The sequence below is a fragment of the Streptomyces sp. NPDC093089 genome (assembly GCF_044754405.1).
Classification (GTDB): Bacteria; Actinomycetota; Actinomycetes; order Streptomycetales; family Streptomycetaceae; genus Streptomyces.
Map to the genome: position 1 here is coordinate 423,058 of NZ_JBIVPA010000003.1, position 19,687 is coordinate 442,744.

16 protein-coding genes are annotated in these 19,687 nt (G+C 75.2%); 1 reads left to right on the top strand and 15 read right to left on the bottom strand.

Going from position 1 to position 19,687, the window contains the following annotated elements; translation table 11 throughout:
- Positions 1-86 precede the first annotated feature (86 nt).
- The 12 genes from ACIQFX_RS08795 to ACIQFX_RS08850 form a co-directional block, all read right to left on the bottom strand.
- Positions 87-1,565 (bottom strand): NADase-type glycan-binding domain-containing protein, encoded by a 1,479-nt coding sequence (locus tag ACIQFX_RS08795; protein ID WP_402460233.1) that lies wholly within the window; start codon positions 1,563-1,565, stop codon positions 87-89.
- Positions 1,566-1,570: 5 nt separating this feature from the next.
- The gene (locus ACIQFX_RS08800; protein ID WP_402460235.1) at positions 1,571-2,140 is read right to left on the bottom strand and encodes a phage tail protein; all 570 of its coding nucleotides are present in this window, start codon (positions 2,138-2,140) and stop codon (positions 1,571-1,573) included.
- Entirely contained in the window at positions 2,137-4,122 is a 1,986-nt protein-coding gene (locus tag ACIQFX_RS08805; RefSeq protein WP_402460237.1) for a putative baseplate assembly protein, read from the bottom strand. The genes ACIQFX_RS08800 and ACIQFX_RS08805 overlap by 4 nt, the downstream gene beginning before the upstream one ends.
- Before the next feature lie 6 nt (positions 4,123-4,128).
- Positions 4,129-4,527: a GPW/gp25 family protein gene (locus tag ACIQFX_RS08810; protein WP_402460240.1), complete on the bottom strand. Its 399-nt coding sequence runs from the start codon at positions 4,525-4,527 to the stop codon at positions 4,129-4,131.
- Between the two features lie 13 nt (positions 4,528-4,540).
- Entirely contained in the window at positions 4,541-6,355 is a 1,815-nt protein-coding gene (locus tag ACIQFX_RS08815; RefSeq protein WP_402460242.1) for a VgrG-related protein, read from the bottom strand.
- Entirely contained in the window at positions 6,352-7,092 is a 741-nt protein-coding gene (locus ACIQFX_RS08820) for a LysM peptidoglycan-binding domain-containing protein (RefSeq protein ID WP_376482209.1), read from the bottom strand. The genes ACIQFX_RS08815 and ACIQFX_RS08820 overlap by 4 nt, the downstream gene beginning before the upstream one ends.
- 1 nt (position 7,093) lies before the next feature.
- Positions 7,094-7,531 (bottom strand): phage tail protein, encoded by a 438-nt coding sequence (locus ACIQFX_RS08825; protein WP_367826902.1) that lies wholly within the window; start codon positions 7,529-7,531, stop codon positions 7,094-7,096.
- A gap of 68 nt (positions 7,532-7,599) precedes the next feature.
- Positions 7,600-10,581 carry a hypothetical protein gene (locus ACIQFX_RS08830; protein ID WP_402460244.1) on the bottom strand — a complete coding sequence of 994 codons (2,982 nt, stop codon included), beginning with the start codon at positions 10,579-10,581 and terminating at the stop codon, positions 7,600-7,602.
- Between the two features lie 140 nt (positions 10,582-10,721).
- A complete protein-coding gene (locus ACIQFX_RS08835; RefSeq protein ID WP_402460245.1) occupies positions 10,722-10,874 on the bottom strand; it encodes a DUF6760 family protein in 153 nt (50 codons plus the stop codon).
- Complete coding sequence (locus ACIQFX_RS08840; protein WP_402460247.1) at positions 10,871-11,290, bottom strand: hypothetical protein; 420 nt, start codon at positions 11,288-11,290, stop codon at positions 10,871-10,873. The genes ACIQFX_RS08835 and ACIQFX_RS08840 overlap by 4 nt, the downstream gene beginning before the upstream one ends.
- Positions 11,290-11,733 carry a phage tail protein gene (locus ACIQFX_RS08845; protein WP_017242133.1) on the bottom strand — a complete coding sequence of 148 codons (444 nt, stop codon included), beginning with the start codon at positions 11,731-11,733 and terminating at the stop codon, positions 11,290-11,292. The genes ACIQFX_RS08840 and ACIQFX_RS08845 overlap by 1 nt, the downstream gene beginning before the upstream one ends.
- Positions 11,734-11,795: 62 nt before the next feature.
- Positions 11,796-13,376, bottom strand: coding sequence for a phage tail sheath subtilisin-like domain-containing protein (locus ACIQFX_RS08850; protein ID WP_402460251.1), 1,581 nt, complete (start codon positions 13,374-13,376; stop codon positions 11,796-11,798).
- 850 nt (positions 13,377-14,226) lie between these two features.
- On the opposite strand from ACIQFX_RS08850, the gene ACIQFX_RS08855 reads away from it, so the two are divergent.
- Positions 14,227-15,837: a peptidoglycan-binding protein gene (locus tag ACIQFX_RS08855; RefSeq protein WP_402460253.1), complete on the top strand. Its 1,611-nt coding sequence runs from the start codon at positions 14,227-14,229 to the stop codon at positions 15,835-15,837.
- A 112-nt stretch (positions 15,838-15,949) separates the two neighbouring features.
- Here ACIQFX_RS08855 and ACIQFX_RS08860 read toward each other — a convergent pair whose 3' ends face one another.
- From ACIQFX_RS08860 to ACIQFX_RS08870, 3 genes are read right to left on the bottom strand one after another with little or no spacing between them, the layout of a single operon-like run.
- A complete protein-coding gene (locus ACIQFX_RS08860; RefSeq protein WP_402460255.1) occupies positions 15,950-17,971 on the bottom strand; it encodes an AAA family ATPase in 2,022 nt (673 codons plus the stop codon).
- Complete coding sequence (locus ACIQFX_RS08865; RefSeq protein ID WP_402460256.1) at positions 17,968-18,612, bottom strand: DUF4255 domain-containing protein; 645 nt, start codon at positions 18,610-18,612, stop codon at positions 17,968-17,970. Before ACIQFX_RS08865 ends, ACIQFX_RS08860 begins: the two co-directional genes overlap by 4 nt.
- Positions 18,612-19,262, bottom strand: a complete 651-nt coding sequence (locus tag ACIQFX_RS08870) for a LuxR C-terminal-related transcriptional regulator (RefSeq protein WP_402460259.1) — start codon at positions 19,260-19,262, stop codon at positions 18,612-18,614. Before ACIQFX_RS08870 ends, ACIQFX_RS08865 begins: the two co-directional genes overlap by 1 nt.
- Positions 19,263-19,687 lie beyond the last annotated feature (425 nt).

The following is a 19,687-nucleotide window of genomic DNA, read 5'->3' on the forward strand; positions in this document are numbered from 1 at the left end:
CGCAGGCCGACGGGAGACGGACCTGCGCCCGCCCCGGGGCGGGTCCGGCGTCAGGAGACGGACCCGCCCTCGGACGGGCCCGGGCGTCAGGAGACGGACCTGCCGAAGAACTCCAGCTCCGCGACGGCGACCTGCTTGCGCGGGTCCGCCCGCCAGGCCGTGGCCAGGACGAGGCGCACCGACAGCGCGTCGCGCACCCGGAGGTCGACGCGCTGGGTGCCGCCGTCGTTGATGCGGTGGTGCGAGACGCGCGTCTCGCCCGAGGAGTCCCGCACCACGAGGTCGAAGGTCCGCGGGGTCGCCTGCCCGTCCGCCTGAGTCGTGTTCTTCGAACTGCCGGGCGTGATCAGCACGTTCAGCAGATCGGTCGGCTCGGCGAAGGTGGCCTCCAGGTACTGCCCGGCCGAGTCGCCCGCGTACCCGGTGCCCCACCAGGTGTTGGAGTAGCCGTCGCCCGCCAGCTTCGGGTCCCGCTTCGCGGCCGAGTGCGAGGCGGTCCAGGAGACGGGGTGCACCGGGACCCGGGTGGCGAAGTGGTCCTGGACCGCACGGGCGGCCGGCGGTCCGCCGACGATCCCGCCGACCACCACGGCCACCACCGCCGTCGCGATCAGGGCGCGGACGATCCACCGGCTCCGGTCGCGGGCGAGTCCGGGCCGCCGCCCCGCGTAGGGGCCCTCGGCGTCGGACAGCCGCTCGGGAACCATCGGCGTCGCGCAGAAGCGGCAGAAGTGCCGGCCCGGGGTGTTGGCGAGCGAGCAGGCCGGGCACGGCGTGCCGCCCTGCACCGGCACGGCCGCCTCGGCCGCCCGCACCGCCGGACGCGCCGCCTCCGGGCGCGCGGGCAGCACCGGCGCGGCGACGGCCGGCTCGGCGGGCCGGTTCCCCGGGACCGGGACGAGCAGCGCGCGCACGAGCGTGTCCGACGGCCCGTCGGACGAGGGCCTCGCCTCCGGTACGGGGACGGGCGCGGGCACGGCTGCCCCCGTCGGCGCGGACGCCGGTGCCGATGCCTGGGCCTCCGGTGACGCGGCGACGGCCGGCAGCGGCGCGGTGACCTCCTCGGAGCCGACGGCGGACGATGCGGCAGGCGCGGCGGCGGGCGTGGCAGATGCCGAGGCGCCGGCACCCGACGGCTCGGCGCCCGACGCGTCCGTGCCGGCGGTGGGCGGCTCCGGAGCGTCCGGGACGCCGGGGACCTCGGGACCGGCGGCCGACCCGGTGCCGCGCGCGGCGGCCGGAGTCGCACCGGCCCCGGCGGGGGCGCCGGACTCCGCGTGGCCCGCGCCGTCCGGCGCCACCGAACCCCGCGTCGAGCCGGACGCCGAGCCGGGCGCCTGGTCGGACGCCGGGCCGGACCGGCCGTCACCGGGCGCACCGGTCGGAGACGGACGGTCCGCGGCGGGCGCCGTGCCGTCCTGGGCGGGCCGGTCGGCGGTGGCCGCCGCTCCGGCCGGGGTGTCCCAGCGCAGGAACGCTCCGCAACTGTCGCAGAACGACTGGTCCGCCGTCCGCACCGGGCTCGCGCAGTCCGGGCAGGGGCGGGTCTGGGGCGCGTCACTCATGGGGGTCAGGCTCCTTCGGAGGTACGGGAAGCGGTCACCGAGACCGTGAACGGCAGATGGGCGGGGCGGGCCGCGGCCACGACCGCGCGCAGCCGGTGCGGATCCACGGAGGCCGGGTCGGCGACCCGCAGGACGACGTGCAGCCCGGCCGCGGGAGCCCCCGGGAACGGGCCCAGCGGAGCGGCGGACCAGCTCGCGCCCCCGCTCTCGGTGATCTCCGCGGGGACGCCGAACGCCAGCCGGACAGCCGCCGCGAGACCCTGCCGGGTGCCGCGCACCCGGTGCAGCGCGACGGCGGTGGCGACCGCGTGCCGGCGCAGCGGCAGCGGCTCGCCGCCGTCCAGCTCGGCGCCGACCCAGGTCGCCAGGTAGTCCACGAAGTCGGCCGGGGCGAGCGCCGGCGAGAAGTACGCCTCCAGCGAGTCCAGGACGTTGAACAGCGGAGCGAGGACGACGTCCAGACCGCTCACGAACCGCTGCCCGAAGTCGTCCTCCGCGTAGACGGCGGGCAGCGCCGCACCCAGCGGGTACGGGGTCGCGAGCCCGGGAACCGTACCCCGGGCGGACCCGCTCACCGCGCCTCGATCACGCGGACGCGGTGGTCGAAGGGGAACAGCAGCGCGGACGGAGCCAGCTCGATCCGGTCGGTCGTGTCGCCCCGCCGGCCCGTCAGCGGGTCCGCCGGGTGCAGCAGGACCTCGTCGACCAGCTCCACGCCCGGCACCCGCTGGAGCGCCGCGAAGACCTCGCCGGCACGCAGCGGACGCCCGAACGGCCACCCCTCGCCGTGCGCCCCGCCCGTCAGCGGGTCCAGGTACGCGTACAGCGCGTCCAGCGCCTCCGCGCGGACCCGCTCCGCCTCGGCCGCACGGAAGGAGTGCAGCGTCGCCACCACCGTCACGCCCTGGTAGAACGGCGGCCCGACGGCCAGCCGGGTGCCCAGCGGACGGCGCTCGTCGAGGAAACCCGTCACCCGCGCCAGCAGCTCCTCGCCCGGCACCAGCTGCTCGAAGCGGAGCCGCCCGCCCCGGTCCGGCACCGCCTGCGGCACCACCAGGACGCGCACCGCGTTCTCGCCGGCCTCGGCCGCGTCCGCCGCCAGGCAGGAGATCCGCGCGGCCTCGGGCGCCGCCCGCCGCGCCAGCTCCTCGTAGTCGCGGGCGGTGACGGCACGCTCCTGCGCCCGGAGCGTGATGGGCGCGCGGGCCTTGGCCTCCTCGACGGTCTCCCCGTCGACCCCGCCCCGCGCCGCCTCCCTGTTCTCGACCCGCGCGATGTACGGGATGGAGCTGCGCAGCACGGTGATCGTGCCCCGGGCCACGTTGCCCGCCCGGCCGCCCCCGGTGCCGTAGCGGAGCGCGCGGATCGCCGCTCCCTTCGGCGGCACCGCACCGAACCGGCGCAGCGTGCCGTCCGGTTGGCGCACGGAGGGGCCGAAGGCGATCTCACCGGTCGTCGCGTCGAGGGTGTAGTGCCGGTCGCCGGGGCGCGAGGACGCGAAGTCGCGGACGACCGTCCACTCCTGCCAGCCGGCCTCCGGATCGTCCTCGTCCGCGCCGTCCGCCCGCTCGGCGACCTGGAGGAGCAGCGGCGGCCGGTCCACGACCGGCGCGTGCGCGAGCCGCACCCGCTGCCCCGGGACGCCCTCCGACTCGCCCAGCTGCTCGTTGCGGACCGCCTCCGCGTGGGCCGCCCGCACCGTACCGCCGATGGTGAACGCGGCGGCCGCCCGCACGGTCGGCGACTCGCTGTACGAGGGAAGCCCCTCGACCGGCGGCACGACCCGGCAGCGCACCCAGCCCGCCTCGTGGCCGCCGAGGCGCGAGGACACGTGCCCCGACGGCATGTGCAGGACCACCTCGCCCGGCCTGTTGAGGCCACCCGTCGAATCCTCGTCGACCTCGCACGCGACCCAGCCCTCGGCCGCCGTCCACGCCTCCCACACCAGCGGCGGCCGGCGCGGGTCCACACCGACGCCGTCCACCCGGCTGTCCAGGTCCAGGACCAGGACGCAGTCCGGCACCGCCGCCGAGAGGCCCAGCAGCAGCACGTCGCCGACCTGGGGCAGCGCGGAGAACACCGACACGTCCTCACCGCCCAGCACGTCCTGCGAGCGGTCCTCGGGCGCGCCCCCGGACTCCTGGCGCAGCAGGTGGGTCAACGCGCAGGGCACGACGGTCAGATCGGCCGTCGTCGCGAACACGACCGCCTCCTCCGTCTCCGTCCGCCCCGTGGACACCTCGGTGCCGGTGGGCAGCAGCACCGGCTCGGCCTGCGGAGCGGACAGCCGGAAGGTGATGTCGGCGCGGGCGGCGGCGGGCGGGAACAGCGTCACGCCCAGCAGGTCGAGGAAGGCCAGGTGGTTCTTCTCCGGGACCCGGTTGAGCCGGTAGACGAGCTGGTCCGCCATGTGCGCGACGGCCTCGACCAGGGTGACGCCCGGGTCCGAGACGTTGTGGTCGGTCCACTCGGGGCACGCCTGCTGGATGTAGCGCTTGGCGTCGTCGACGAACTGCTGGAAGCGGCGGTCGTCGAGATGGGGTGCGGGCAGGGCCATGGGTGCTCAGTCCTCGGAGGGGATGACGTAGAAGGGGAAGACGAGGTTGCGCGGGTTGTTGGCGCCGCGCACCCGGTAGCGGATGTCGATGTGGAGCGTGGTCGGCTCCAGCGGCGCCGGGGCGACCGTGACGTCCTCCACCTCGATGCGCGGCTCCCAGCGGTCCAGCGAGGCCATCACCTCGTGCCGGACCCGCCCCATCGTCGAGTCGTTGACCGGAGCGAACACCAACTCGTGCACCGCGCAGCCGAACTCGGGACGCATCGGCCGCTCGCCCGGCGCCGTGGCCAGGACGAGCCGCATCGACTCCTCGATCTCCCGGTCGCGCCGGACGAGGGCGATGGCCCCGCTCGGACCGGTCCGCAGCGGGAAGGCCCAGCCTGCGCCGACGAAGTGCTCACTCAACGGAAGGTCCTCCTCAGAACGGCAGGTTCGCCACGACGGGGTTGGGCATCGGGATGGTCGCCGTCACGAACGACGGCGCGTTGACGACGGCCTGGGTGACCGCCGACACCTTGAACTTCGCCCCGGCCTTGATGTCCACGCCGAGCCCCGCGTTCATTCGGATCTTCCCCGCGGCGGAGAGCGTCAGATCCATCTCCGACTCCACCGTCACCCCCCGCGCACCCGAGATGGTGACCGTGCCGTCGCTCTCGACCGTCAGGGTCGTCCGCGCCTCGTTCAGCTCGATGCTCAGCGCCCCCTTCGCGGTGCGCAGCCGGATGCCGTGCGAGGCGCGCGTCCGGCCGCCCTCCTCGCGCAGCTCCACCGTGTGACCCGTACGGGACGTCAGCGCACGCCACTGCACCCGCCCGCTCGTCGGATCGACGGGCGGCACCTTGTCGGTGGCCGGAGTGTGCCGGTCGACGCCGTTGTAGAGGCCCGCGAGCACGTACGGGTGCTCCAGGGAGCCCCGGTCGAACGCGCACAGCACCTCGTCGTCGACCTCGGGGAGCACCAGCCCGCCGCCCCCGCGCCCGCCGAGCTGCGCGACCCGGCACCAGCCGCTCTCGTACGTCGCCGACAACCACGGGAAACGCAGCCTGACCCGGCCCAGCGACAGCGGGTCCTTCGTGTTGGTGACGAGCGCGACCGCGACACCCGGCATCGGCGGTGCCGGTTCGCCGCCGCCGGACGCCGTCCCGTACAGCGAACGGAACTGGCGGCCCGACACCGTCAGCCAGCTGGTGAACTGCCGCCCCGACGCGAAGACGTGGCGGACACCGGTCGCCGTGTACCGCCCCTCGAACGGGAAACCCGCCCCCTTCACGGCGACCGGCTGCCCCGGCTTCAGCGCCGGATTGCCGGTGACCGCGACCTCCACCTCCGCGAACGAGCCGGTGACGTCGTCGGCGAGCGAGGCCGCCGCCTGCGCCACCTCCGACTGCGTGGTGAACGGCGTTCCCGTCGCCGCCAGTTCGGCCGGACCGAAGGAGGCGGACAACTGCGCCGGAGTGATGTCCGAGACGATGTCCCGGCTCGTCACGGCGGGCGTCGGCGCGGACAGGGCCTGCTTCGTCCGCGGATCCCAGCCCCGCACGTCGACCTTCGCCACCTGACCGGCGGCCGTCACCGACACCCGGCTGTGCAGGGTGTTGGATCCGAAGTCCAGGACGTACGGGCTCGCCGCCGCCGGCGTCGTGTCGGAGGGCGCGGACGACGCCGGCGGCAGCCCGGCGAAGACCAGCCTGCCCGCCGTGTCGAGGGAGAGTCGGACGTCGTTCTCCCGCGCGAGCCGGGACAGGAAGTCCCAGTCGGTGATGTTCGGCTGCGTCGCCAGCTCGTACACGGTGGGCGTCGCGTCCACCTTGCCGAGCGGGATCCGGTTCAGACCGGCGATCTTCCGGACGATGTCGGAGGCCGTCATGTTCGGATAGCCCTCGACCCGACGGTTGCGCAGCAGCCGGTGCCCGGGGTCGTAGCCCCGCAGGATCAGGTAGCGGCCGTGGCCGGGAGCCGCGTCCACCTCGACGGCCGTGACCTCGCCGGTCAGCATCGGCTCGCCGAGCCGCCCGTCGGTGAAGGGGGACAGCACCGCCATGGCGCCGACCTTGAGGAAGGGGAACTTCTCGGTGAGGGTGCCGTCCTTGTCGCTGAACGTCAGCTGGAAGGCGGAGGGGACGTTGACACTGGCGTCCACCCAGCCCTCGGTGAGGCGGACCGCCAGCGGGTCCGGCAGGGGAGTGCCGTCGAGCTGCACGTGCAGGACGGTGGTGAAGGTCTTCTCGCTCATGAGGCGCCCTGGGTCTCCGGCGTTTCTGTGGTGGACGGGAGCAGCAGTTCCGTGCCGGGGCGCAACCGCATCGGGTCGTCGATGCCGTTCGCCTCGGCGATCACCCGCCAGCGCGTCGCGTCGCCGTACTCACGCCAGGCGAGGGAGGCGAGCGAGTCCCCGGCGACCGTGCGGTGCGCCCGGCGGGCCGACAGCGCTCCGGAGGTCGGGTTCTGCTTCTTGGTCGCGGTGGCGACCTCGGTGAGCGACAGCGAGCACGTGGCCCGGATGGGTATGCCGCTGGGACTGAAGAGGGTGTACGTCGCGGACACCGAGGTCACGTACGCGACGAACTGCACGGTCGAGAACGACCCCCACGAGAACTCCACCCACGGCGGCGACGGGGCCTTCGCGCCGATGCTCTGCTGGGTCACCTCGCAGCACGACAGCAGCAGCTCGACCTGCTGCTGCACGTCGTTCGACGACGGGTCGTCCGAGCGGTCGAGGAACACCTCGAGCTGGAGCTGCGCGGGCTCGCTGCCCGTGAACTTCGGCGGAGCACCCCGCGTGTACGCCACCGCCGGCTCGGTGTGCCAGTTCGCGGACCTGCTGAGCTGCAACTGGTCCGGATTGAACTGGAACTTCACCTGGCCGATCCGGCCCCCCATCGACCCGCCGAGGTCCGTCGGCGGCTGATGGATGGACAGCGAGGCGCGCGAAAGACCGCGAGCCGCCAACGCACCCATGAGCGAGGCCATCTCACGCGCCTCCCGCGTCGGTGAAGCCGTGGTGCGCGATCTCCAGCGACTCCGTCGCCACCGCCGGACTCGCCGGGTCGAGCGTCGGCCCCGTCCACCGCACCGGCAGCACCTCCACCAGACCCCACTGCGCCACCACCGACCCGTCCGCGCGCAGCGCCGCGATCTGCGCGGTCGGCCTCGTGATGCCCGTCGCGAGCGACGAGATCCACGCCGCGACCTTGGCGGTGTCCGGCGTGAGCGGGCGCGTCAGGCGGATGGTCGAGAACGTGACCCGCGTCGGCAGCTGCCACACGAAGCCGTTGTTCCCGCCCTCCTGGCGCTGCTCCACCTCCACCTCGGACGACAGCCCGTCACAGCCGTTGAACAGGCCGAGGTCCTGTCCGTCGATCGTCAGCTTGAAGAAGACGGTGGATGCGGGGTCCAGCTGCGTGGGCATGATGCGGGTCTCTCGGGTAGTCGGTGTCGGCCGGCGGCGGCCCTCTTACGGTCCGGGTCGGTTCCCGGTCAGTGCCCGTGGTCTCTCAGGCGCCCCACCCGCTCGCGGTCCGCGCGCAGCTCGGCGCGCAGCAGCCGCGACAGCGGCGTCACGAGCCGGCGGGCCAACTCGTCCAGCTGCGTCGGCGATTCCGCCTCGGCGCCACCCGCCGCGTGCCCGCTCCGCTGTACGGAGGGAACGGCGGGCGCGGTACGCGTCACCGTGGCCGGCCGCGGCGGCCGGGGCGCAGCGGCGGGGGTCGCCGCGGTCCGCTGCAGCGGTGCGGGCGTCACCACGGGGACACCCGCGGCGGGAGCCGCCGCCGGAGCGGGCGCGGGCGCCTGCGGGGCGACCGCCGGAGCGGCCTGCCGCTGGACGGCGACCGGCCTGGCCACGGGCCGTACGGCGGAGGGCGGGGCGATCGGGACGACGGGCACCGCGGCGTGACGCCCTTCGGCACCGGCGGCGGTCGCCCTCTGTACGGGTGCGGGGCTCCGCTGCACGGCCGGAGCCGATGCGGGACGGGACAGGGGCGCCGCCGGGACACCGCCGTGACCGGGGGCCACGGGGGCGCTCGCCGCGTCCGGGAGGCTCGGCGCGAGCGGCCGCGTGGTCGCGAGCGGAAGCGAGGCGCGCCGCTGCACGGCGGGAGCGGCGGCCCGGGGGACGTCGATGACGGTGACGAGCGGCCTGGGCGCCCCGACCGCTGCCGACGCGGGCGCGGACGGCCGTACGGGCGTGCTCGCGTCGGGCGTCGTGGAAGCAAGGGGGACCGCCGGACGCGCCGAAGGAGCCGGCACGCCGGAGACGCCGGGCGAATCGGCGGTGCTCTGGTGTGTCGGTGCGAACGGGGCGCGCTGCACGACGGGGAGCGCCTCGACCGGAGGTGTGGAGGCGGGCGGCGTGGGCACGGTCGGCGCGGTCGCCCGCTGGATGCTCGCGCCCGGTGGCGTCCTGGGGGTGCTCGGGGGCGTCACGGCGACCCGGGGCGGTGCGGCGGCAGTCGCCGCGCGCTGGACGGCGGGGCCGTGGGTCGGGGCGGTCGTCGGCGTCGTCGGGGCCGTCGGGGTCGAGGGCCCGGTGACCAGGGGCACCGGAGGAACGGAAGCCCGGGGGGTGGGCGCGGCGAGGGGGGACGTGTGCGGCGAGACCGGGGCCACGGGCGACGAAGGCGTCGAGGCCGCCGGATGCGTGGGCTCGGCCATGGGCGTGACGGGGCGTGCCGAAGCGGCGCGCTGGACCGTGGGCTTCGGGGCCGCAGGAGAGCTCGGGGCCTCCGGGCTTCGCGGCGCCGCCGGAGCCTCGTGCCGGGCCGAGGGGGTGGCGCGGTCGGCGGGGGAGTGCGGGAGCGCGGGGGTGGCGCGCTGGACGCTCGCGGCCTGGGAGACAGGCGTCCCCGGCGTCGCCGGAGTGCCGGGGTGCCCCGAGGGCGCGACCGGAGGGCGCGGCGCGGTGTGCTGGACGGCGGGGTTCTGGGTCGCCGGTGTGCGCGGGGTGGACGCCGTGCCGGGCTCGGCGAGCGGGGCGCGCGAGGCGAGCGGGGCCGGAGCGGTCGCGCGCTGGACGGTCGTACCGTCGGCGGCGCCGGAGCGACGGCCTGAGGGATCGGCCGGAGGCCGCGGGGCGGCCGACGTGACCGGACCGGCCGGGCGGGGCGCGCCGGGGGCAGGCGGGGTGTTGCCACCGCGCGCGGTGGGGGTTTCGGGAGAGCCCGAGGCGGCCTTCGGCGCACGCTGGACGGACCCTGGCGCGGGGACACCGCCGGGCGCGACCGGCGAGGACGCGGCTGCGGCGGGAGCGGAGTCAGGGGTCGCGGACGTGCGGGTGATCGGCGCGCCGATCGGCGAGCGTCGCGGTGCCGGGGTTGCGCGAGGAGCCGGTGACGTGGCGCTGTCGGCGGCGGCACGCTGCACGGGGGCTCCGAGGCCGGGCCGGGCGGCCGGGGCCGCGGGCGCCGCGCTCGGCTCGGGAGCGGGTGCCGCGGCCGGCGGCGGTGTGGACGCCGTCGTGGTCCAGTCGGCGCCCGGGGCGCGACGCGAACGGCGTACGGGAGGACGGCGCTGCACCGGAGTGTCGGGTGCGCCGAAGGGAGTCCCGGGCCCGGTGGGGGAACCAAGGCCCGGGACGTTCTGGGGCCGACCGGAGACCGAGGGCTCCGGTGCGGCGGTGTCGGGCGAGCCGGTCGGCGTCGCCCGGGTTTCGGCGGTCGGGGGGCGCTCCGACGTGCCCGGAGGGGTCGCCGCGCGCTGGACGGTCTCCGAACCGGGCGCGGACGGCGCCGTGTTCCGGGCGGAACCCGCCGGGACCAGGCGGCGCGACGGTTCGGCCGGCCGTGCGGAGACCAGCGGTGAACGGCGTGCGGGCGCGGGCCTGACGGGACCCCGGGCGCCGCCGCCCGTCGGGGCGGCCGCGTCGAGACCGCTCCCGGCGTCGGGTGCCGCCCCGGAGGGCCGTCCGGACGCCGCGCGCTGCACCGGCCGCGACACGGAACGCGACGCGCCGGTGGGCGCGGGCGCGCCGGACCCGCCGCCACCCCGTACCGGGCCGGGAGCACCGGCCGCGCGCTGCACGGCCGACGCGCCGCCGGCACGAGGACCCTCGGGCGCGGTTCCGGCCGCGCCGTCGGGCTGGGGCGCCGGGGCGGCGGCCGTTCCGGTGGCCGGTCCAGTGGCGCCCGCCACCGGCAGCCGCAGCCCCGGCAGTTCGCCGCCCGCCGGACCCGTACCGGACCCGGGGACGGGCCGGACCGCGTCGAGGAGGACGCCGGCAGGCGCGTCCGGGAGGGCGCCGTGGCCCAGGTCGCTCTGGAAGGACGGGTTCCAGTGGGTCGCGAGGGAGGCGGAGAAGCCGTGCTCCGCGATGGTGCGGGGTGAGTCGAGCACCCGTTGCACGGGCGGCAGTCCCCGCCACGCGTCCCCGGGCGCCGCCGCGGGGGCGGCGGGAGCCGCGCCCTCCGCAGGGGTGCCGGCCTCCGCGTCGTGCGATTTCCGGCCCCGCCACTTCCCGAACATGCCCACCTTCTCCTCCCTCCCGCTTCCCGTGCTGCCGTTTCTCGTCATGCCGTCAAGTGACCGTGCGGTCTCGCCGCTCTGCCGTCTTGCCGCCACGTAGTCATGCCGTCATGCCGTCATGCCGTCACGCGGTCATGCCGTCACGCCTGCGACCGCTCCACCAGCGACGCGACCTGCGCCACGTACTTCCGCCGGTCCGCGTGCTCCAGATCGAGGATGTCGTCCATGTCCCAGTGGAAATGGAAGGCGAGGTACGCGGTCTCCTCCTCGATCCGGTCGGCCGCGTACGTCACGATTCCCCCAGGCGGCTCCCGGCCAGCTCGACCTCGAACGACTGCTCGCAGTGCGGGCAGGCGACGGCGGCCCGGGTGTGGCCCTCCGCGTTGATCTGCCGGTAGAAGTCCTGGAGGAACGCCAGGTCGGAGGCGAACATGTTCTCCACCGTCCCGTCGTGGACCGACGGGAGCGTGCCGAGCCGGGTGATCACCCGGCCGAGCAGCACCACGGACAGGTACGCCGGGTTCTCGCGGACCCGGATGTCCCGGAGCGGGAGCAGCTCGTCCCTGGCCGTGGCCAGCCGCATCGCCCCACTGCGGTGCACGGTGCCCGCCTCGTCGACGAAGCCCCGGGGCAGCTCGAACTCGAACTCCGTGCGCAGCGGCTCCTCCGCGCGGTCCTGCCGCGCTCCCGCCGATCCCTCGCGTCGCATCAGCCGAGCGTCAGCTCTTCGAAGGTGATGGTGACCTGCTCGGTCAGGGCGGCGGCGTCGCCGGCCTTGGTCGCGCTCAGCTCGACCTTGGTGCACCAGGCGTTGCGCAGGTTGTACCGCTTGACCTCGCTGAGCTGGTAGTCCAGGAAGATGATCGACGCGTCCTTGCGGGCCGAGCCCATGTCGCCCGCGATGGACGACGAGATCCACTCGGTGAACGCGGCGGACTGCGTGGCACCGCGGGTCACCGTGCACTCGCCGGCCTTCTTCACGCCGGGGAGCTTCTTGATGATCGGCTTGCCGTCCGCCGAGACCTGCTGGAACTCGATGACGTCCTGCTCCATCGAGAGGCCGCTGATCTCCTGGAGGGTCTCGACCATGACGCCGTCGATCTGCAGGCCGAAATTGTGGGTAGTGAGGGCGTCACCGGTGTCGAGGGACATGCGGGTCACTCCTGTTCATGAGAGGGGTTCGGCTGGGTGGAAGGGAGGAGCGGTGCGGAGGACTACTCCTCCAGCTCGCCGCCGCCGCCCTGGAACTGCGCGAGCCGGAAGACCACGAACTCGGCGGGCTTCACCGGGGCGATGCCGATCTCGCAGACCACGCGGCCGAGGTCGACCGACTCCGGCGGGTTGGTCTCCGCGTCGCACTTCACGTAGAAGGCGTCCTCGGCACGCTGGCCGAACAGCGCGCCCTGCCGCCACTCGTTGACGAGGAAGGCCGAGATGTTGCGGCGGATACGGGCCCACAGCGACTGGTCGTTGGGCTCGAAGACGACCCACTGCGTACCGACGAGGATCGACTCCTCCAGGTAGTTGAAGTAGCGCCGGACGTTCAGGTAGCGCCAGGCCGGGTCGGACGCCAGGGTCCGCGCGCCCCACACCCGGATGCCGCGGCCGGGGAACGCCCGGATGCAGTTCACGCCGATCGGGTTGAGCAGGTCCTGCTCGCCGCGCGTGATCTGGAGCTCCAGGTCGACCGCGCCGCGCACGATCTCGTTCGCGGGAGCCTTGTGGACACCGCGCTCGGAGTCGTTGCGGGCCCAGACGCCGGCCATGTGACCCGACGGCGGAACCGTCCGCGTCTGCCCGCTCGCCGGGTCGAACGCCTTGATCCACGGGTAGTAGAGCGCCGCGTACCGCGAGTCGTAACCGGCGATCTCCTGGCGCCACTTGCGGATGTCCCGCGCGTTCAGCGACGGCGGCGGGTCGAGGATCGCCATCCGGTCGCCCATCATCTCGCAGTGCGCGATCAGACCGAGCTGCACGGCCTTGACCTGCTCCAGGTCGATCAGCCCCTGCTGGTAGGCGGCCATCAGGTCGGGCACGGCCACCATGTTGATCTCGTCGAACGCCTCCAGGCCACCGAAACCGGTGCGGTCGGCGGAGTCGCCGATGAACTGCCCGGACTCCAGCGCGGCGGACCCGGCGGCCTGCGCCGCGGCCGGCGCGGGCACCTGCGCGGGCGGGGCGAGCGTCACCGACTGCGCGTCGGGCCTGGCGAGCTGCGCCCCGGCCGCCGCCTCCTCCAGGACGATGGTCTTCGAGCGCTGCTTGACCTGCGCGACGACGTAGTTGCGGGCGCTCTTCTTGGCCGACGCGTCGAAGCTCTCGACGACCTTCTCGCCGTCCTTGACGACCAGCTTGAAGCGCTCGGCCTCGCCCTCCACGTCCTGCACCTCGACCGTGAGCGCGCCGCCCGCCTCGGTGCCGGCCGCGATGGCGGCGACCCGGAACGTGCCCAGGGCGACGGCCTCGCCGGCCACGAGCTCCGGCACGGCCGGGGCGGCCGTGCCGACGGCACGCGTGGCGCCCTCCGCGTCCCCGCCGCCGACCCGTACGACGTACGCGGCGGTGCCGCCGTTGTTGAAGAACCCGTACACGGAGTGGGCGAGGTAGTACCCGTCCGTGAAGTCCCCGAACGACGCGACGTACTGGGACCAGTTGGTGACCAGCACCGGCTCGTTCAGCGGCCCGGTCGGCGACAGTCCGACGAACGCCGCGACGGAGGTGCCGACGCCCTCGATGGGACGGGAGCCGCTGGCGACTTCCTCGACGTAGACACCGGGGGACAGATAGGTGGGCACGGTCGGTTGCTCCTCGCTGGTGGGGTCGGTCGGCCTGCGTCCGCCGGGGCGCGGCGGTCACGGCTGAGGCACAGGCGTCGGCGTCGTCGCTGCAGGGCGCTCCGACACGGTCGACTCTCCCCCGGCGGCCGGGCGCGGCAGGAGGAGTGAAGGGGCGGGTACGAGGGCAGGACGGCGTGCCCGAAAGTCCCGGGCCCGACGCCCGGTGCGGCGGGGCCGGGCGGAGTCGGCGCCACCCGCGCCCGTTGCGGGCGGGGCCGGAGTCGGCCGTCGGCGGAGGCGGCCGACGGCGACGTCCGGGCGGGCAGCTGTCGTCGGTGGCGGCCGGCGCCGGCGGCCTTCGGTGGCGGCCGGTCGCGGAGGCAGCCGCCGCCGACGCCCGGGCGCGGCGCCCGCCCGCGGTAACCGCCGCGTCGGCCGGGGAGTCCCTCGCCCGAGCCCGCCCTCCGCCCGCCGTGCGCCGCTTCGTCCGGCGGGTGGAGAAGCCGCGCTCCAGGGTGCCGGAGCGAGGGCGGGGTCTTGCGGGCCGGGCTCCGGCCGTGCTGTGCTCGTGTCGACGCGTTGCCCTCGTCCTCCTCCCGTACGGGTCCGCGCCTCTGCACCCGGGACGGCGGGGCCTTCCCCGCACGACGGCGCACCGACGGGGGACGAGGTACGGAAGGGCAACGCGAGGGGAACGAACGGGCAGCGTCACGTGCGTGTGCCGTCGGGCCGCGGGGCCCAGGGCGCCCCGTCGGGGGTCCCTGCCCGAACCGAACGGCCCCGCGCGGGCTCGGGGGCAGGCCGCGCTGCCCCCGAGCGGGGACTTTCGGGCAGCCGGACACCACCCCCGTCCCCCTAACCTGCGCTCATGACCATGTGGACCTCTCTGGACCCGGCCGATGTGACCGTCGAGCCAGGGGCCCGGACCTCCGCCCGCCTGCGGGTGCGCAATACCGGGGACACCGTCGAGGAGTACCGGCTCTCCCTCGTCGGGAAACCCTCGGGCTGGTCCCGGGTGGAGCCGGACGTCCTCCGCCTCTACCCGGGAAGCGAGGGGACCGCCGAGATCTCGTTCGCGCCGCCGCGCTCCTCGGACGTGGAGGCCGGACCGCTCGCGTACGGCGTGCGCGTCGACCCCCGCGAGAACCCCGGTGCCCGCGACGTGCTGGAGGGCCGGCTGACCGTCACGCCCTTCACGGAGACGCGCGCGGAAGTGCTGCCGCCCGCGCTGTTCGGCCGCTTCCGAGGCCGGGCGCGGATCGCGGTGGACAACCTGGGCAACACCCCGCTGACGGCATCCCTCGTGGTGCGCGACGAGGCGAACCGGCTCACCTTCGACGTACGGCCGAACGCCGTGCAGATCGCACCGGGGCGCGCCGCGTTCGGCGAACTCGTGGTGCGGCCGCAGGCCGTGCGGTGGACCGGTGCCGAGGAGCAGCACCGGTTCACCGTGGCCGTCCGGCGGGCGGGCGACGACACCGCGCTCGACCTCGACGCCACCTTCGACCAGCGCCCGGTCTTCGGGAACTGGCTGGTGGTGGTCGGCGGGCTCCTGCTGACCGCGGTGATCGCCTTCGTCGTGCTCTGGTTCAACTTCTCGCCGAAGATCGTCAGCGCCGCGAAGGAGATCCGGGCGAGCGGAGCGCCCAGGCCCGCGCCGCAGGGCGACGGGGACGAACTGCCCCAGGCGCCCCCGCCGTCCGAGGGGGGCGGCGGGCCGACGCCCGGCGGACCCACGCCCGGCGGCCCCCCGCCGCTCGCGGACGGCGGTCCGCCGCCGGCCGACGGGGGCGGCGACCAGGGCGGCGGCCCGGCCGACGGCGGTGGCGGAGCCGAGAACCCGGGCGCGCCCACCGAGGGCGGGACGGACCCCGGCAACGGCGGCGCGCAGCCCCCGGCACCGCCCGCGACCGCGAAGACCCTCCCGCCGTGGCGCCAGGGCGACGCGAGGGACCTCGTCGTCGAGTACGCCCAGGAGCGGCTCGCTGCCCTGGACAACGCCTGCGACCTGAAGCCGGGCTGGACCCGCGGTGTGATCGACGCGCAGACGAAGGCCTCCCTGGTCTGCTACCAGCGCACCGTCTACAACGACGGGATCCAGAACGGCAGGAACTCCGCCGCGCTCTACGAGACGGACGCCGAGGGCACCCTCGGCCGGGCCACCCTCACCTCCCTGTGGTCCCAGGGCATCAGGGTCGATCAGGTGAAGTACGGCAGCACGACCTGGCAGACCACCCAGCTGATGGCGGCGTTCTGGTGGGCGTACAACCGCGAGTTCGACGACCACGACCTCCAGGTGGGCCGCCTCAACGCCCAGTACGGCATCGACCACTTCCGCAACAACACGTCGAAGACCAGCAAGTACAACGACAACGTCCTCGCCCACATCAAGGACTACCAGAGGGCCGTCGGACTGCCCGCGACCGGCACGGTCGACGGGGAGACCCTGAAGAAGTTGGTCGGCGGCAGCGTCATGTGACCGCCTGACGCCGACGACCGGCACGACGGAGGGGGCCACCCGCACGGGTGGCCCCCTCCGTCGACGTCATCCTCCGTCCCTCACGGCGTCCCTCGCGTCGCCCCCCGCGCCGTCACGGCGCCCAAGGCGTTGCCGCGTCCGGCACGAGGCGGCCCGCCTTCCGGTACTCGCGCCGCGCCCCCGCCCGTACGTCCTCGCCGGTCACCGCCGAGCCGCGGGCCGCCGCCAGATAGCCGGCCGTCACCGCGGCCGACCGGATCGCGCCGCCCGCGAGCTCGAACTCCTCGGCGCAGCGGGCGATCTCCTCCGCCACCCCCTCCGCCTTCGGCGTGCCGGCCAGGCAGGAGTGCCAGAGCGAGACCCGCTGCCCGGGATCCGGGAACGGGAACTCCACGACCAGGTCGAGCCGGCGCGTGAACGCCTCGTCGATGTTGGCCCGGAGGTTGGTGGTGAGGACCGCGATCCCCGCGAACGCCTCCAGGCGCTGGAGCAGGTACGCGCTCTCCAGGTTGGCGTAGCGGTCGTGCGAGCTCTTCACCTCCGAGCGCTTCCCGAACACCGCGTCGGCCTCGTCGAAGAGCAGCACGCAGTCCGTGCGGTCCACCTCGGCGAAGATGCGCTCCAGGTTCTTCTCGGTCTCGCCGACGTACTTGTCGACCACCGACGACAGGTCCACCACGTAGAGGTCGAGGCCCAGTTCGCCCGCGACGACCTCGGCCCCCAGCGTCTTGCCGGTGCCGGACTCGCCGGCGAACAGCGCGACGACGCCGCGCCCGCGCCCGCCACCGGTGCGCAGCCGCCACTCGCCGAGCACCCGGTCCCGGTGCCGGGCCCTGGCGGTCAGCTCGTGCAGGAGCCCCAAGGGTTCCTCGGGCAGGACGAGATCGGCGAAGCCGACGGCTGGCCTGATCCGCCGCGCGTGACTGTCGAGCAGCGGCGCGGAGACCAGCCGGGCGCTGCGCTGCACCTGCGCCAGCCTGAGTCCGGTGCCCTCGAACGAGGCGAGCGCCCGCGCCGAACGCGCCGCCCGCCGGACCTGGTCGGCACTGAGCCGGTACGGCGCGGTCGCCTCGTCCAGATCGAAGTCACGCTCGAAACCTTCGAGTTCACGGTGCCACAGGTCGCCGGGACCCACTGCCTCGTCGGGCGCGTCGAGTGCCAGCAGCTCGGCTTCCGGCGCCCATCGCGGGTCGGGAGCCTCGGTGCCGGCCAGGACGACCGCCGCACCCTGCGACGCCACGGCGCGCACCAGCGGCCCCGGCCCCGACGGCAGCGGCTCGACGACCACGACGGCCCCCCGCAACCGGGCCTCGCGCACCAGCGCGCGCCCCGCCGCCGGGTCGGCCGTCTCCGGCCGGTACCGCAGCACGGGCCGCCCGGCGTCCCGCAGGGCGGTCACCACGGCGTCGGCGGCGGCCCCCGGCACGCGCTCCCGCAGATGGACGGTGACGGGCCCGGCCGCGGCGACGCGTGCGCCGAGCGACGAGGACGGCAGACGCGGCGCGTCCTCCGTAGCCCCGACCGCGGGCAGCAACTCCACGCCGATTCCGAGGAGTTCCGCGTCCAGTCGGCTGTCGTCGCCGAGGAGATGGGCCACCACCCGCTCCGGCACGCGCAGCGCACGCCCGGGCAGCGGCCGGTCCTCGTCCTCCACGTCGAGGAGGCCCCCGGAGCGCAGCGGGGCGGCCGGATGGAACCGGTCACGGGCCGACGCGTCGGAGGCACCGGTGCCCGCGAGGTCCAGTGCCAGCGCCACGGTCGCGCGGCGCCGTCCGACGTCGTCGTTGAGGTACCCGTACAACGCCTCGAACCCCCGGTCCACATCGGGGGCCAGCGCCGCCACGAGGATCTGCGCGTCGAGCGCGGAGAGCCCGAAGGTCCGTGCCAGCGCGCCGAGCCGGCCCGTGTCGCCGCCGTCCGGCAGCGGCACGCCGTCCACCGGGGCGGAGGCGGCCTGCGGCATCGGCTCCGTCGCGATCCGGCGGGCCGTCTCCGCGGTGACGTAGAGGCCGCGCAGCGGGTCTCCGGCCGTCGGATCCCCCGCGCTGCGGGCGTCCACCAGCGCCGCGACCCGGGCGCGCAGGGCGGCGAGCGCGTCGAGGACGCCGTCGCGGCTCCCGTCGAGGTCGCTCACGCCCCGTCCCCTTCCTTCGCGGCGGGGCCACCGGGGGCCACCGTGCGCCGCACGATCCGCGGCCTGGCGTCCCCCGGGACCCCGTCGGCCCCGCGGACCACGATCTCCGCCTCGGTGACCGGCGGAGCCACCCCGTACACCTGGGTGACCGGGAACGGCGTCGTGATCACGACGTCGAGCGACGGCTTGAGTTCGCCGCCGAGCGCCGACCAGATGTCCGCGAGCGAACGCGACTCCGCCGGCGGGACGGCCACGGACAGCGGCACGGCGGTCGTGAGCGGACGCACCGACTCGGGCACGGTGTCGGCGGGCAGCACCTCGTGGGGCAGGAGCAGCGCCAACGCGCTGGAGAGGAGCCGGTGTTCGTCCTCCGGGCGCGAGGTCCAGGCCGTCACGAGGTACGAGAGCCGGAACCAGCGCGCGGGCTGGCGGCGGCGCGTCACGATGCCGCGGCCGTCGCGCTCGGCGTGGGCACCGCGCTCCCGCCGCGCCACGTCCTCCCGGATGTCGTACAGATAGGCGTTGAGGGTCGGGGCGTTGCGGCGGGCCGCCCAGTCCCGGGTCGGCGCGTCGAAGGCGATGTCGCCCGTGACGGCGGGCGCGAGCAGGCCGCGCAGTGCCTCGTCGATCTCGTGGATCATCAGATGTAGCCTTCGCGGAGCGCGTACGCGACGGCATGCGCCCGGTTGGTGAGCTGGAGACGGGTCATCAGCGCGTGCAGGATGTTCTTGACGGTGCGTTCGGAGTAGGCGAGCTTCTCGCTGATCTGCCGGGTGTCGAGGCCCTCGGCGAGCAGCCGCAGCACGTCCACCTCCCGTGGCGCCATCCCGAAGAGCGGCACCGCCCCGCCGGCGGCCGTTCCGCCGGCCGTCGCCCGCTGGAGCCGCCCGACCTGGTTGAGGAGCCGGCTCACGAGGTCCGGCGGGAGCTCGCCGTCACCGCGCGCCGCGCTGTGCACCGCGCTCAACAGCCGCTGCTCGGTCGCCTGATGGCGCCAGATGATGGCGCGTACGCCGTACTCGACGACCGACAGGAGGTCGGGTTCGCGCAGCTCGCGGGCGACGAGCACCACCCGCTGGTCCCTGCCCCGCAGCAGCCGCCGCAGCTCCGCCGTCGTCGGTTCGTCGATCCGGTCCGCGAGCATGACGGCCACGGCGGGGGTGTCGCGGTCGCCGTCCGGCTGCTCGGGCACGAAGTCGATGGACGGCTGGTGCCGCAGATGGCTGATGAGGCCGGCCCGGCTGAGCGGGTCGGAGGCGTGGACGGTCACCGCCACCCTTGTGGTCAGCACGCCGTCTACCCGCTCTTCCGCGCGCGTTCCGAGCGGCCGGGTGCCGCCGCGGGTCCGGGTGTCGCCGGCACGGCGGCCGCGCCGGTCCTTCTCGCTCGATCGTCGGCACGCATGGTGAAGCCCCCCGTGGTCGGCTGGTGCGTGGCCGGCGTACACCGGCCACGATGGTCCCTCCCAGCCTCCCGCGGCGCGCTGACGTCTCGCTGCCGTCGTGCTAACGCCCCACTGCCGCGATTCGGGCCCTGGTCAACCGCCCGCGCGCAACGTGGCCCGCGTCACTCGCGCAGGGCCGCCGCCACCACCTTCGCGGCCCCCGCCGAATGGAACAGTACGGCGGGGGAGGCGGTCATGGTCACCACGCGCACGAATCGTGACCATACCGCCGGGTCCTTCACGCGACCCGGAGCAGGCACGCGTCGTACCAG